General features: G+C 44.0%; 20 protein-coding genes. 17 read left to right on the top strand and 3 right to left on the bottom strand.

Annotation, left to right across the window (positions count from 1 at the left end):
• Positions 1–42: 42 nt before the first annotated feature.
• Positions 43–1,035, top strand: coding sequence for a UDP-glucose 4-epimerase GalE (galE, locus tag ACFSMW_RS07445; protein WP_390354411.1), 993 nt, complete (start codon positions 43–45; stop codon positions 1,033–1,035).
• Positions 1,036–1,041: 6 nt separating this feature from the next.
• On the top strand, positions 1,042–2,529 hold the full coding sequence (gene galT / locus ACFSMW_RS07450; protein ID WP_390354412.1) for a UDP-glucose--hexose-1-phosphate uridylyltransferase: 1,488 nt from the start codon (positions 1,042–1,044) through the stop codon (positions 2,527–2,529).
• Between the two features lie 266 nt (positions 2,530–2,795).
• Here galT and ACFSMW_RS07455 read toward each other — a convergent pair whose 3' ends face one another.
• Positions 2,796–3,314, bottom strand: a complete 519-nt coding sequence (locus ACFSMW_RS07455; protein ID WP_390354414.1) for a universal stress protein — start codon at positions 3,312–3,314, stop codon at positions 2,796–2,798.
• Between the two features lie 482 nt (positions 3,315–3,796).
• Between ACFSMW_RS07455 and gvpT (ACFSMW_RS07460) the strand changes: the two genes are divergently transcribed.
• The 15 genes from gvpT (ACFSMW_RS07460) to ACFSMW_RS07530 all read left to right on the top strand — a co-directional run bounded on the left by gvpT (ACFSMW_RS07460) (position 3,797) and on the right by ACFSMW_RS07530 (position 12,148).
• Positions 3,797–4,237 (top strand): GvpT/GvpP family gas vesicle accessory protein, encoded by a 441-nt coding sequence (gvpT, locus tag ACFSMW_RS07460; protein WP_390354416.1) that lies wholly within the window; start codon positions 3,797–3,799, stop codon positions 4,235–4,237.
• A 28-nt stretch (positions 4,238–4,265) separates the two neighbouring features.
• Positions 4,266–4,730, top strand: a complete 465-nt coding sequence (gvpQ, locus tag ACFSMW_RS07465; protein ID WP_390354418.1) for a gas vesicle protein GvpQ — start codon at positions 4,266–4,268, stop codon at positions 4,728–4,730.
• A gap of 27 nt (positions 4,731–4,757) precedes the next feature.
• On the top strand, positions 4,758–5,018 hold the full coding sequence (gvpJ, locus tag ACFSMW_RS07470; protein WP_390354420.1) for a gas vesicle protein GvpJ: 261 nt from the start codon (positions 4,758–4,760) through the stop codon (positions 5,016–5,018).
• Between the two features lie 69 nt (positions 5,019–5,087).
• Positions 5,088–5,348, top strand: coding sequence for a gas vesicle protein GvpO (gene gvpO, locus ACFSMW_RS07475; protein WP_390354421.1), 261 nt, complete (start codon positions 5,088–5,090; stop codon positions 5,346–5,348).
• Positions 5,349–5,372: 24 nt separating this feature from the next.
• Positions 5,373–6,311 (top strand): gas vesicle protein GvpN, encoded by a 939-nt coding sequence (gene gvpN, locus ACFSMW_RS07480; RefSeq protein ID WP_390354422.1) that lies wholly within the window; start codon positions 5,373–5,375, stop codon positions 6,309–6,311.
• Positions 6,308–7,075, top strand: coding sequence for a GvpL/GvpF family gas vesicle protein (locus ACFSMW_RS07485; RefSeq protein ID WP_390354764.1), 768 nt, complete (start codon positions 6,308–6,310; stop codon positions 7,073–7,075). Before gvpN ends, ACFSMW_RS07485 begins: the two co-directional genes overlap by 4 nt.
• A complete protein-coding gene (locus tag ACFSMW_RS07490) occupies positions 7,075–7,344 on the top strand; it encodes a gas vesicle protein GvpG (protein ID WP_390354424.1) in 270 nt (89 codons plus the stop codon). The genes ACFSMW_RS07485 and ACFSMW_RS07490 overlap by 1 nt, the downstream gene beginning before the upstream one ends.
• Positions 7,341–8,144 (top strand): GvpL/GvpF family gas vesicle protein, encoded by an 804-nt coding sequence (locus tag ACFSMW_RS07495; protein WP_390354425.1) that lies wholly within the window; start codon positions 7,341–7,343, stop codon positions 8,142–8,144. The genes ACFSMW_RS07490 and ACFSMW_RS07495 overlap by 4 nt, the downstream gene beginning before the upstream one ends.
• 226 nt (positions 8,145–8,370) lie before the next feature.
• Positions 8,371–8,649 (top strand): gas vesicle protein, encoded by a 279-nt coding sequence (locus ACFSMW_RS07500; RefSeq protein ID WP_390354427.1) that lies wholly within the window; start codon positions 8,371–8,373, stop codon positions 8,647–8,649.
• Complete coding sequence (locus ACFSMW_RS07505) at positions 8,615–8,899, top strand: gas vesicle protein K (RefSeq protein WP_390354428.1); 285 nt, start codon at positions 8,615–8,617, stop codon at positions 8,897–8,899. The genes ACFSMW_RS07500 and ACFSMW_RS07505 overlap by 35 nt, the downstream gene beginning before the upstream one ends.
• A gap of 45 nt (positions 8,900–8,944) precedes the next feature.
• On the top strand, positions 8,945–9,274 hold the full coding sequence (locus tag ACFSMW_RS07510; protein ID WP_390354430.1) for a gas vesicle protein GvpJ: 330 nt from the start codon (positions 8,945–8,947) through the stop codon (positions 9,272–9,274).
• Between the two features lie 15 nt (positions 9,275–9,289).
• Positions 9,290–10,102 (top strand): GvpT/GvpP family gas vesicle accessory protein, encoded by an 813-nt coding sequence (gene gvpT, locus ACFSMW_RS07515; protein ID WP_390354432.1) that lies wholly within the window; start codon positions 9,290–9,292, stop codon positions 10,100–10,102.
• Between the two features lie 24 nt (positions 10,103–10,126).
• Positions 10,127–10,534: a gas vesicle accessory protein GvpU gene (gene gvpU / locus ACFSMW_RS07520; RefSeq protein ID WP_390354434.1), complete on the top strand. Its 408-nt coding sequence runs from the start codon at positions 10,127–10,129 to the stop codon at positions 10,532–10,534.
• A gap of 371 nt (positions 10,535–10,905) precedes the next feature.
• Positions 10,906–11,028, top strand: coding sequence for a hypothetical protein (locus tag ACFSMW_RS07525; protein ID WP_390354435.1), 123 nt, complete (start codon positions 10,906–10,908; stop codon positions 11,026–11,028).
• Positions 11,029–11,104: 76 nt separating this feature from the next.
• Positions 11,105–12,148: a C45 family autoproteolytic acyltransferase/hydolase gene (locus ACFSMW_RS07530; RefSeq protein ID WP_390354436.1), complete on the top strand. Its 1,044-nt coding sequence runs from the start codon at positions 11,105–11,107 to the stop codon at positions 12,146–12,148.
• A 171-nt stretch (positions 12,149–12,319) separates the two neighbouring features.
• On the opposite strand, the gene ACFSMW_RS07535 is transcribed toward ACFSMW_RS07530, so the two are convergent.
• Both ACFSMW_RS07535 and ACFSMW_RS07540 read right to left on the bottom strand, forming a co-directional pair.
• Positions 12,320–12,478: a HEPN domain-containing protein gene (locus tag ACFSMW_RS07535; RefSeq protein ID WP_390354438.1), complete on the bottom strand. Its 159-nt coding sequence runs from the start codon at positions 12,476–12,478 to the stop codon at positions 12,320–12,322.
• Positions 12,479–12,821: 343 nt separating this feature from the next.
• Positions 12,822–13,862, bottom strand: coding sequence for a C40 family peptidase (locus ACFSMW_RS07540; RefSeq protein WP_390354766.1), 1,041 nt, complete (start codon positions 13,860–13,862; stop codon positions 12,822–12,824).
• Positions 13,863–13,892: the final 30 nt, after the last annotated feature.

Raw genomic sequence — 13,892 nt, forward strand, 5'->3', positions numbered from 1 at the left:
AACGGGCTTTTTGAAAATAGTCCTTAAAAGGAGTGCTGTACATTGAGTATATTGGTTTTAGGCGGAGCGGGCTATATCGGTTCGCACGCAGTATATCAGCTGATTGACCAGGGGAAAAACGTGGTGGTTGTCGACAGCCTGGAAACAGGACATAAAGGAGCAGTCCATCCGAAAGCTGCATTTTATCAAGGAGATATTCGCGATATTGCTTTTTTGCGTAATGTTTTTCAGAAGGAATCGATTGAAGCGGTCGTCCATTTTGCTGCCAACTCACTTGTCGGGGAGTCGATGGAGGATCCTTTAAAATACTTCGATAACAATGTATATGGCACACAAGTTTTACTCAGGGTCATGGTGGAAAATGATGTTAAAAACATCGTCTTTTCTTCCACTGCCGCTGCGTACGGTGAGCCGGAAGCGACACCAATCACAGAAAAGATGCCGACCAATCCGGAAAATGCCTATGGGGAAACGAAGCTGACGATGGAAAAAATCATGAAGTGGACCGAAAAGGCACATGGCATTCGCTATGTGTCACTAAGATATTTCAATGTCGCAGGTGCAAGGGAATCGGGGGAGATCGGGGAGGATCATCGTCCGGAAAGCCATCTGGTTCCAATCATTTTACAGGCCGCGTTGGGACAGCGCAAGGCGATCACGATCTTCGGGGCTGATTATGATACGCCTGACGGTACCTGCATCCGCGACTATGTGCATGTAGAGGATCTTATCCAGGCGCATATCAAAGCACTTGACTACTTGCAAGATGGGGGAAAAAGTGATGTGTTCAACCTCGGAAGCAGTCAAGGGTTCTCTGTCAAGGAAATGGTCGAAACTGCCCGGAAGATCACAGGCAAGGATATTCCTGCTGAAACAGGCGAACGCCGCGCCGGTGACCCAAGCATATTGATTGCAAGCTCTGATAAAGCGAAACATGTGCTTGGCTGGCATCCTGCACGTACATCAATTGAAAAAATCATGGAGGATGCATGGAACTGGCACCAGAACCATCCGCACGGTTATGGAGAGGAGTAATATGACATGATTTATGAGGACATAGAAGGGCTCGTGCATGCAGCTTTACAAAAGGGGTTGATCACATCTGCCGATCAAGTCTATGCGCGCAACCAGTTGATGCATCTGCTAAAGCTGAAGGCATTTCCTGAACAGCTGGATAGAGTCAGTGAAGCCTCGATTCCAGACTTGCTGGATAAATTGGTAGATAATGCGATTGCGAATAACGTCATTGCCGATGTATTCGATGAAAAAGAAATGCTGGCTGCAAATATGATGAATTGTTTTGTTGCCCGCCCATCTGTCATTCAAGGTGAATTCGCATGCATGTACGACCAATCACCGGAAGCAGCTACGGATTATTTCTATGAGCTAAGCAAGAACAGCAATTATATCCAAATGAACCGAATCCGTAAGAATATTCATTTCAAAGCAGATACGGTTTACGGAGAGATGGACATCACGATCAATCTGTCGAAGCCGGAAAAAGATCCGGAACAAATTAAACGGGAGCGGGAGCTAAAACAAACTGTCGCTTATCCGAAGTGTATGTTGTGTGTGGAAAATGAGGGCTATGCAGGCCGTACCGGCTATCCGGCACGTGCGAACCATCGTATCATTCCTGTGGACCTGATGGGGGAACAATGGTTTTTCCAGTATTCGCCATATGTTTATTACAATGAGCACTGTATCGTTCTTGCCGCACAGCACAGGGACATGAAAATTGATAAAACAGCATTTCAGCGGCTGATGCAGTTCACAAGTAAATTCCCTCATTATTTCATTGGCTCTAACGCGGATTTGCCCATCGTCGGCGGCTCGATTTTAAGTCACGATCATTATCAGGGCGGAAGATACGAATTCGCCATGACGAAAGCGGAAGCGGCTTTTAGTTTTACGCTGAATCCATTTCCGGAAGTTTCTGCAGCCGTTCTGCATTGGCCCCTGTCAGTCATCCGTCTGAGAAGCGTGGATGCAGACCAGGTAGCAGATGCAGCAGACTATATATTGCAAACATGGCGCCATTATTCGGATGAGCAAGCGAATGTCGCTGCATTCACCGGTGATACACCACATAATACAATTACGCCTATTGCCCGTATGCGCCATGGCAAGCATGAACTTGATCTAGTACTGCGTAATAATCGTACGTCTGAGGAGCATCCGCTTGGGATTTTTCATCCCCATGCAGATGTGCAGCATATTAAAAAGGAAAATATCGGCCTGATTGAAGTGATGGGGCTCGCTGTTCTTCCTGCACGGCTGAAGGATGAACTGCAGGTAATTGAAAATTTCTTATTAGGTGGAGAACTTCAGGATGTCGCTGATTACCACCAGGAATGGGCACAGCAATTAAAAGAGGCGTATGGAACGCTAAAGAAGGATGAGGAAGCAAAAACAATAATGAAGAAAGAGCTGGCAAAGAAATTTTCCCGTGTTTTGGAAGACGCCGGAGTTTTCAAAGAAAAGTGTGCATTTGAGCGCTTTATCGCGGTGTTGAATAAAGAGGCATAGCAATTAGTATTTGGAGAGGGCTGTCTCACAAGGTAAAAAAACTTGTGGACAGCCTTATTTATTTTATTTGTGTTCCAAAGAGAAGCGGCATACATTATCTTCAGAAAAATACGATTGTTTTTTTCGGAGTGACTTGAAAAGACTATAATTGTGTAAAAAAGTCCCCCAGAGCATAGTACCCAGGAGGACTTTTCGTTACCATGAATCAGCGTTTCACTGTCATAATGCCTATTCTGTTTTCATCAGGAACCGGTTAGTCTGAGCAATTATCTCACTACGAGTACTGCACACATTGCATGGTTGGCCACTTTTTGGCTGACACTGCCCATAACAAGTTTTTTAATACCGCTGAGACCGCGATTGCCGATAACGATGAGATCTACATCGTGTTCTTCCGCATACTTAGCCAATTCCGCCGCAGGTTTTCCTGACAGCACTTCGTAATCGGCATCGATGACATCGGAAATGCGGCTTCTGGCATTGGAAATGACCTGGTCTGATTTATCAACCTCCCAGACCACTCGCTCATGATTTTCCTGAGTATGAGGTGGAGAGGCGGGCATGGGGCCCGGGCCGATAAAGGGTTGCGCTTGAGTCAGATTCAGTTCATCCTGCGCGGATGTGGCAGACGGAGGATAAACAGATGTTTCGTTTGACTCGTCATGAACATAAACAACCGTAAGATGTGATTGCTGATCATTTGCAAGGGACTCGGCTGCTTCCAACGCTTGAATACTGCCTAATGAACCATCAAAAGCAACTAGGATATTCTCAAAACGTTTCATTGCACCCACTCCTGTCAGTTTGTTTGACGTTATTTTGTTACTTAATTACTATATACACTTTCTAAGGCTGCGATAAACCTCCAAGCAGAGATATGGGAATGATACCTAAGTCAGATAACAAAATGCACGGTAGCGAACCAGGAAATACGGGGCTGGTTCGTTTTTTGTTACGAAAATATCATTCCGCTGTAATAATAATTTTCATATGCCATCTGGCAAGACAGGAATAAAAATGTGGAAGAGGAGCACTTAAGTCCTGAAGCAAAATCATTTTACCAAAAACAGGAAAACCATTGTGTTACAAATGGTTTCTTCGATCAAGCTTATATCCATGCTGCAGAGAAATAAATGTTTTAAACGGTCTTTGATGGGATATTAACCCAATAAACCTTCAAAAGAAAAAATGTAATCGAAGGTTAATCCATCATTGGAATGGCACGAAACCATAAGCGGTTCCTTTTCAGGCAGAAAGGAGGAAATAGGTGACAGACCAGACAAAGACAAATCAAACCCAACCTGCGGTAAATCCCGCTATTATTGGCGGTGTCGTCGGAACAGGGGTCGGGCTGTTGGCAAGTGCGAACACAGGAAAGAAGATCGTCAGCAAAATCGGCCAGTCGGCTATGCTTCAAAAAGCGGGCAAGGAATTATGTGAAACAGCCCAGGAGCTTATCTATGATCAGGCCAAGATTATGCTGAAGCAGAGCCTTTCCAATTCACTGACCAAATACCAGCAAAAAATATTTCACCCGCTGCAGGAACAAAAGGCTGCGCATCGTGAAAATGATGCCGGTAAAAATGAACCGCAAACAGATATGACAGACCAGTATAAGGAATTGAAAGAAGAAAACAAAGAATTGAATGAGAACTTGAACCGTATAGAGGATAAACTTAACAAACTGCTTCAGGCCATGGAGCAATAGGACAAACAAACGGAGAGGAGGAGGAAAAATGAGCACGGGCCCTGTAAAGAAAACGGTCGGAAAGTTGGCAAAGAAAGCCGTTGAGAAGGCTCCTGATGAATGGAAAGAAAAGGCGAAGAAAGAAGCCCAGAAGCAATCAGCCAAAAAGATTGAGGAGAAAGTCCAATCCAAAGCTGCGCAAGCCTCAGAAAAGCTCTCCGAAAAGAAGGATGAGAATTCACAAAAGGTTCATTCCAAAGCGGAAAAAGCGAAGGACAAGACGCAGCAGGCTTTACTGGCATTAAAGGATAAGCTCGGCAATTTGAAAGAGGCCGGGGAGGAGTTCCAGAGCAAGGTTTCTTCTTCAAACAATCATCAGGCAAAAGTAAAAGGAATGAAAGATATCAAAGGTATTTCCAATATAAAAAGCGCCACGCATATCAAGGGCCCGGCAGATGTGAAAAAGACCTCCGATATCAAATCTTCTAATGATATCAAAAAGGTAGGCTCGTAAACTGACAATTCGAAAGGAGAATATGAAATGGCTATTCAAAAATCGACTGACAGTTCCAGTTTAGCAGAGGTGATTGACCGCATTCTCGATAAAGGTATTGTAATTGATGCCTATGCAAGAGTTTCCGTAGTAGGTATTGAAATTTTGACAGTGGAGGCTAGAGTCGTCATTGCCAGTGTCGATACATGGTTGCGTTATGCAGAGGCGGTCGGCCTTTTAAGAGATGAGGTGGAAGAGGAAGGTCTACCCCAACAGCAAAATGAACGAAACGCACAATTCAGTATTTAACAGTCCGTGAAGGGGGCCTTTGGATAAGGCGGCCCCTTCACTTTACTATGCAAGAGATGGAGGAAAATAATGGAAATCAAAGAAGTGATGGACAATGTGAATCAGTTTTTTGCGGAACATGTCGCCCCTCCACATAAAATCACTGCAGTAGAAGAGACAGAGGAGGATGGCTGGCGGCTAACAGTGGAAGTCATTGAGGAAAAAGAATATATGAAGAAATATGCAAAAGATGAAATGGTTGGAGTCTATGATGTGAAAATGAACAAAGATAAAGCGGTCACTTCATTCAAACGGTTGGAAATCCGTTATCGAAGCAAAATTGAAAACTGATGAAGTGACTGGAGGACGAGGCCGATGAGTTTTATAAAAGAGAAGGTCCATTCGGATACAAACCAATTCTTTCAGAATGAAGAAACAAAAAAACTGCTTTCACGATCGCTGGCATATCTCAAAGCGGGTTACCCAGTTCACTATACCGGGCCGGCTGGCACCGGGAAAACGACTTTGGCACTCGCACTGGCTAAAAAGAAAAAAAGACCGATCATGCTCATACATGGCAATCATGAGTTAAACAACAGAGATTTAATTGGAGATTTTACAGGCTACACCAGCAAAAAAGTAGTAGATCAATATATCCGGACTGTTTATAAAAAAGATGAAAGTGTCACCGAAACGTGGAAAAACGGCCGTTTGCTTGAAGCAGCAATTAATGGCTATACGTTGATTTATGATGAGTTCACTCGTTCAACGGCAGCAGCCAATAATATTTTTCTCTCCATATTGGAAGAGGGCGTCATCCCTTTGTATGGCATGAAAGCTACCAAACCCTTTGAACGAGTGCATCCCTCTTTTTCAATCATTTTCACAAGCAATCCGGTGGAATATGCCGGAGTCTTCCAGGCGCAAGACGCTTTATGGGACCGGCTGATTACGATACCGATCCCTCATCAAAATGCAGAACAGGAATCGGCAATCGTAGCTAAAACATGTGATATCAGCCGGCGGGATGCCACAGTGATTACAAGTATTGTCAGCAAATTGAGAGAATCCTGCAAAGAAGCAGACAGGTATGGCCCAAGTTTAAGGACATCGCTTATGATTGGCCAGCTTGCGGCACGTGAAGATATCGTGATAGATGGTTCAGATAAAGCTTTTCAGCAGCTGTGCCAGGATATGTTGAAATTCACGCTGAGTCGTTGTCTGGATAGCGACAATGCGATGGAGAAAGCCGAAAAACTGATTCTCCACACATGTGAAAATACAGAAAGCCAAAAGGGGAAGGAGAAAAAATAGTGGAAAATGCTGATAAAGGTATTTATATCTTCTGCGGCATGCAAACAGAAGCAGAAAAGGACTTCGGAAGCGTGATGGTGGAAGGAACTGAAAGAAAAATCTTTACCATCCACTTCAAAGACGCCGCCATGGTCGCTGCAGAAGTACCAATGAAAATATATAAGCCGAATAAGGAAAATTTGTTGATGCACCAGGAGGTCATCGCCAGCGTGATGGGGCGGTGTGATACGGTGATTCCGATCAGTTTCGGCAATGTATTCAAGACAAGAGCGGATGTGGCCGCCTTGTTGGAAAATTTATATCCGCAGTTTTCGGAGCTTTTTCCAAAAATAAAAGGAAAGATGGAGGTTGGCCTCAAAGTGATCGGTAAAAAGGAATGGCTGGAGCAGGAAGTCCAGCGCGATCCGCAAATCAGCGCAATGGCTGATACCGTCCAGAGCAAATCAGAAGCAGCAGGCTATTACGACAGAATCAAACTCGGGGGAGCAGCACAGAAAATGGTCGAGGGTCTCCAGAACGAGATCAAAGAAGATGTTTACATGCCCCTTACAGAAAAAGCAGAGGCTGCCAAAGCGAATGATCCGATTGGAGAGCGCATGTTGCTGAATGCTTCCTTTTTGGTAGATAAAGAGAATGAGACAGCGTTTGATGATGCGGTGAACAAAGCGTATGAGAAATGGCAGGATAAGGTCGGCTTTCAGTATACAGGGCCGTGGCCGGCTTATAATTTCATCAATATCCGGCTGACGGTCGAAGAAACATAATGCTTTTTAAATTGTTCACCGCACCTGTCCATCTTGTGAAAAAGGTTGGCGAAAAAGTGCAAGAGGAGGCCGATAAGGAGCTGTATGACCTGAACACGATTCAGCGTAAATTGGTGCAGCTTCAGACGATGTATGAGCTCGATGAAATCTCAGGGGAGGTTTATGAACAGCAAGAAACTGAGCTGATGGAACGGTACGAAATAGCGAAACGCAGAGAAATGGAGCAATGGGAAGAACTGACAAAGCAAAAGGATGAAGAGGAAAAATGACAAAAGTTTATCTATATGCGCTTATACCGACACATGAAACAAATGTGAAAAAACTCCCTGAAGTAAAGGGATTTGATGACAAAAATGCATTATATACCCTTCCACTTGAGGATATTACCGCCATAGTCAGCGATCTGGACGGCGATGAATTCACCGAAGAGAATATCAAAGAGAAAGTGAATAATGATATGCCCTGGCTGCAAGATAAAGCCTTGCATCATCACAAGGTTTTAACCAGACTCCACCAGGACTATACCATTATTCCGTTAAAGTTTTGCACGATCTACAATAACGTCGGCAGTTTGAAAGAATCCGTCGCTTCTCAAAAAGATAAGATAGAAGAATCTTTCCGGCTGGTAAAAGGAAATGAAGAGTGGAATATCAAGATTTACTGTGATGAGGATGCATTAAAAGAGCGTGTCAGCGGCAATAGTCCGCACATCGAGGAAAAGAAAAAGGAAATGGAAAAGCTCCCAAAGGGACGTCAGTTTTTTGAGAAGAAAAAGATTGATCAGCTGATTGAAAAAGAGATAGAAAAAGAACAGGATCGCCAGTGTGAACATGTTCATCAGAAATTCAGCTTATTCGCGATGGATTCAGATATCAAGAAGAACTTAGGGAAAGATGTGACGGGGTTAAAAGAAAATATGAGCTGGAACAGTGTATACCTTGTTCCAAAAGACAAGGTGGCTGCGTTCCTGGATACCGTCAATGTGAAGGAAAAAGAAATGGAGCCGGCTGGGTTTCGAATAAATGCAACTGGTCCATGGCCTGCCTATCATTTTTCGAGTTTTTCATAATGCATAATGAAGTATAAAAAAATGGCCGCATGGAGAATTTTAGCAGAAACAGCCGTGCTCAGCTCCAGCGGCTAGCAACTAGCAAACTTCAAGCTTCTTTTTGCGATAAGTCAACATCGGTTCGCTTCCAGTTCACCGTGTTCCCTTTATCTCGTGCAGAAGCTCTCCAGTTTGTACGTTGCTAAGCGGGCGCTTGCGCCTTTCATAATGCAAGGGAGATGAGAACATGCCGACATTGCGAGAAACCGTTGAAAACAAAGAGGTGGGATTGATTGACATCCTGGATGTCATTCTCGATAAGGGGGTGGCCATCAAGGGAGATTTAATCATATCCATAGCCAACGTTGATCTCGTCTACCTTGATTTGCGAGTGCTGATTTCCTCCGTGGAAACACTCGTCCAGTCCTATGGACAAAACAGGAAGGATGTCACATCTGAACAATTTGATGAGCAAAGGAGGGAGCTTGTCGATGCAACCGGCGAATCCAGCAAGTGGACGGATTAATCTGGATCCGGACAAAGCGGAAGATGGCCTCGCCCAGCTGGTGATGACAGTGATCGAATTATTGAGGCAAATTGTCGAGCGTCACGCCATCCGCCGCGTGGAAGGCGGCACACTGACTGACCAGCAAATTGAAGATTTGGGTGTCGCTTTAATGAATTTAGAGGAAAAGATGGAGGAATTGAAAGAAGTCTTCGGGCTATCAGCAGAAGACTTGAATATAGACCTTGGACCTTTGGGAAACCTGCTGTGAATATAACTCTAAGCAGGCGTGAAAAAGCGAATGGAGGTATACGTTATGGCTGTTGAGCATCCGATGCAATCGAATACGATTGTAGATGTGCTTGAAAAGGTTTTAGATAAAGGCGTTGTAATCGCCGGAGATATACGTGTTGGTATCGCGGATGTGGAGCTGATCACCATCAAAATACGCCTGATTGTCGCCTCCGTCGATAAAGCGAAGGAGATCGGCATGGACTGGTGGGAAAACGATCCTTATTTGAGCTCCCAGGCAAACCAGAACACGTACGATGCATTGGAAGAAGAGAACAAAAAATTGCGGGAACGTCTGGATGCATTGGAAAACAAGGAAGGTACAGATCGTTTGAACATGTCAGAAGAAAAATAACAGGAGGTAGCCAACATGTCAGAAGAAAAAGCCGAGAAGAACGAAGAACAAGATGAAAAGAAAAACGGCACGTTGAAAAGAGCTGTCGTCGGAGGTGTAGTGGGGGCGTCTGTCGGGTACATCTCCTCAGCGGAAAACCGTAAGAAATTAATGGAGGCTGTCGACAAGGATGCTGTCAAAGAAAAAGGCACACAACTCGGCAATAAAGCGAAAGAAACTGTTGCATCTCTAAAGGACAGCAGTAAAGATAAGTCCAGCCAGGCTGTTCAAAAATTGAAGGATTCAGCTTCCAGTCTTTTCAATAAGAACGAGTCCGATGGATCCGAGGAAGATGAAGAGTCCGAATTAAGCAGTGAAAATGACCATGAGGATGATTCGGAATACAACAAACTAAAAGATGAAAATGAAGAAATGAAAACTCGCTTGGCAACATTGGAAGATAAAATGGATCAATTACTGGAGCTTGGTTTAAAGAAACAGAATGGCGAAGAGGGAGAATCAGACGAGGAGCAAGAAGAGGAAGAAGAATCAGACGAAGAACCAGATGATGAAAATGATGAAGACGAGGAGGAAGAAACCGCTGAGACAGACGAAGACGAAGAAGAAGATGACGAGGCCGAGGACAGCAGTGAAAAGACTTCTTCTAAAAAATCACAAAGCAAAACTGCCTCCAACAACAATGGTGGTAAAGACAAGAAAAAGAAATCGTCAACAAGTAAATCTGCCAGCAAGAAGAAAACAGGAACAACTGGCAAAAAATCAAAAAAAAGCGGCAAGGATGATAAAGACACCTCTGTTTCAAGTGATGATGATACATCCTCTGACTGAATAATCGCGATTGGAGATGAGAGTATGAGTGAAGGAGCAAAAGACAATATTCTGGAGTTTTTTGTAACCGCAGCAAACAAACATGGATTCGAGCTTGATATTTCCTTGCTTGTCAATGGAACGATCGTGTCAGGCACGATAATACCTGCGTATGATTATTTCGACAGCTTAAGTGAATCCTTTGAGGGCGGAAATGATATCTCGCAAAAATTAAGCGAGCAGCTCTCTGAAGCAGGAAAATCGGCAGAATCAGGCAATAGCGAAGAGGTCCATTTCATACACCTCAAGAACACACGCATTTATTGCGGTGACAGCAAGCCCACCCCATCCAAAGGTAAAATTCTATGGCGTGGAAAGCTATCTGAAGTCGATAGCTTCTTCCTGGGAAAAATATCAGAAACAAAAAGCAGCAGCAACAGCAAGAAATCGTGAGTAGAGCCAGGGGGCAAAATGAACTGCACGCCAATTGTTAGACAAATGACAATTGGCGTTGCAGTTCTTTTCGTTGGCTGTTTTTTCTTTGCCCATTGACATAACCACTCATCTTCCAAAATTTTCTTTGTGTGACAGTATGTATTCTATATGAAACACGCATGGTTTATAAACATGGATAAAAAAAGCGCAGGATTAAGTCTGCAAGCTTGGGCATGTATACTATACAACACCGTTCATTTATCCTAACAGCCTGAAAATGAACACACAAAACCAGTAATAATCGATAAAATCAGCCCAAAAAAGCTAAGAGACCTGTTATCCTGGTAACAAGGTGCTGTTTGATGCTAATCTAGAAAGCAGGTACGTACTTGATGGCTTACCATGATGGGACGTTGGATACGCTAGAGGATATCGATACACGGGGTGCCGTGTTCAAGCGTGTATTCGTTTTGGGGCAGCTGGCGGGAAATGAGACCCTGTCTTTAGCATAAAGTATGACTTTCGCCAGGGCATTTTGTGGAAGAATCCTACCCTAGCGGTAATTCTTGATGAGAGAGGTACGAGATCGTGACGAACGTGTACAGTGATGTGATTCAATTCCGGGGAACACATGGAGAGTTCGGCTATTTTCAAGGAAAAAAACTTCTGTCTTCCCCCATACTGCCTAATCGGGAAATACAATGGGGCCCCCGTAAAGAAAGGCATTTCATCATCGACCCGGAGGGATTTACACAAATCATCAAACCCATTGCCCCGGGCATATTAGAGGAAATACGCGGCTTGGCCGAGGCATTGAAAATAGAAATGAACGATGCAATTCAACTGTTCAGCGGTTATTATTTGGAATACGTACGCAGCGGCTGTTCCGTTTATGCCGATAAAGACTACATGGTACGCAATTATGACAGCCATCCCCGTTCGTATGAAGGGCGCTATCTTTTTTACCAGCCGACAGATGCAGGTTATGCTACGATAGGCCCCTCGATGCAGGTCACCGGCCGAATCGATGGTTTGAATGAAAAGGGGCTGGTGATGGCATATAATTTCACTCATCGAAAAAAATCTGCCGACGGATTTTTATGTAATATGATCGGGCGGCTGATATTGGAGACATGCAAAAATGTGACAGAAGCGGTGCAACTCCTCAAAGACATACCGCATCGGCATTCGTTCAGTTATATCTTGCTGGATCCCTCTGGTGAACCGCATGTCGTTGAAGCCTCGCCAAGGAAAGTAGCAGTGCGCCGTTCAAACGTATGTACAAACCACTTCCATCTGTTGGAGGCAGAAAACCGCTATCGTCAGGAGGAGTCGCGCCGCCGGGAAAAAACCATCCAAAACGAACAGCAGTATACAACCAATCCTTATCAGGCGTTCCAGGTTATGAACAACCCTGCATATGACGTCTATTCGGATAAATATGATGCCGCAGCAGGGACGCTGCATACCTCTGTCTACTTTCCAAAAGAGATGCAGGCATGGTACGCGATAGGTCCCGACCGGCCACCGGTGATTTTTAAATTTCATGAATGGCTGAACGGAAAAAATACTTCAATTTCTCGTATCCGTGGCAAGATCGATTTTCCTGAAGGGTTTGCCAATATGGAATGAATCTGACTGAATGACAGCCATCATGTCCCGCTTTACACAGGTAACTTTTACAGTACTATTCCTGGGGTCCTTCCCCCCTTCTGAGGCTTGCCAGTACGGGGGATATACAATGCATAGGCCCTTAGGATGCGCTTGGTTCAGCATCTTAAGGGCCTGTACATTTTTCAGCAGTTAAGCAGCATTACGTTTCGTGTGAGGGACAGGGAGACATCCGACTTCCGAAAGAATCTTACTGCCCTTCATTGTTTTGAGTGCTTCTCTTGCCTCTTGTTCTGTTTTATATTCAAACATGGAAATAGTTGTGTCCTCATAACGCGTAATAATCCACATCATAACTCCTCCTATTTAAAGTGATTGCACAGCATAGCTGTCACATGAATAAAATCAAACTGATGAACCCTTCTAAGTTATAGTAAGGATTACTGGCTTACAAATTAATCATAATACAAGAGTATGTATAAATAAAATACATAAAAAATATACAAATTGATAACTTTTAGTTATATATAAAAATTGCCGTATCATAGAAGACAGGTTTATGCGTTTTGCGCGCCGCTATGGCCTTAATGGGATATAAAAAAGATGATTCCTGACTGATACAGAAATCATCTTTAGGTTACGCAAGTCCTCTTTAAATATGTCTTTGATAAAGCGTGCCCTACAGATATCTTGCTTATTTATGATCAGGCAGATACCTGCGAATACCGGACAGCTCTTCTATATATCCTTTCGTTTTAACGGGAATGATTTCCACGTCTTTTTTGGAATTCGGGGAATGAATCATCATTCCGTTTCCAGCGTACATAGCAACGTGGTGTACATTGCCTTTTCCTTGATCATGCGCGAAAAACAATAGATCCCCAGGTTTCATCTCAGCGAAATCTACCGGTTGTCCATGTTTTGCCTGGACGCTGGAATCTCTTGGAATGGTGATGCCATGGGATTGATACATCGTAAATGTGAAGCCAGAGCAATCAAAGCCAAACCCGCTCATACCTGCCCATAGATAATGCAAGCCCAAGAATTGTTTGCCTGTCGCTACCAAATCTTCGCCAGTCGGAGCCGGTATAGCTTGCTTTGACTTGTAGCCGGCAGCATCATTTTTCTTGATCCACGCATGTTTACCATCTGGCTTTAATACCCGGTAGGCATGCTTCGTTTCACCGAGGTATGGCAGTTTTGTATTAAAACTTAGCTCGACATCTTTATGTCTAAATGATGGTGTTTGGTACATAAATGCCGTGGGGGATGTGACCATCACAAAAGGTTTTTCAGCTTTTTTATCGAACTTATTGTTGTACACTAACTGGGAGGCTGGCATCCAGCCGGTATAGCCTAATTCATCCCCGGGAGAAGGCTGGCCGGCAACAGCCACTTTTACCCAGTCACCTTTTTCTTCTAAAATATGAACCTTGTTGCCGTACAATGCCTGTGTTTCCAGCATACCGTCATCTGAAAGTTGTACTTGCTGCTCGTAGCTCATATCATTTTTCCATTGCCATATATCTACTGGATTCGAAGCGGATGGCGCATCCACTGGACGCAATATTCCTGGTGCTGTCCAGAGCGTAGCGACAGCTACATCTATATATGCTGTTTTTTCTTTATCTTTTCCATGAGGCTTGCCTGCTGCGTGTGATACAGATGGGATATATAAGAGACCTCCCACCAGCAAAACAGTGAGCAAACGTATCAACCAACGATTCATTTCCATTCCTCCCTTAGCTCTTTTCAAATTTGGCAA

Source organism: Tigheibacillus halophilus (assembly GCF_042683165.1).
Taxonomy (GTDB): Bacteria; Bacillota; Bacilli; order Bacillales; family Amphibacillaceae; genus Tigheibacillus; species Tigheibacillus halophilus.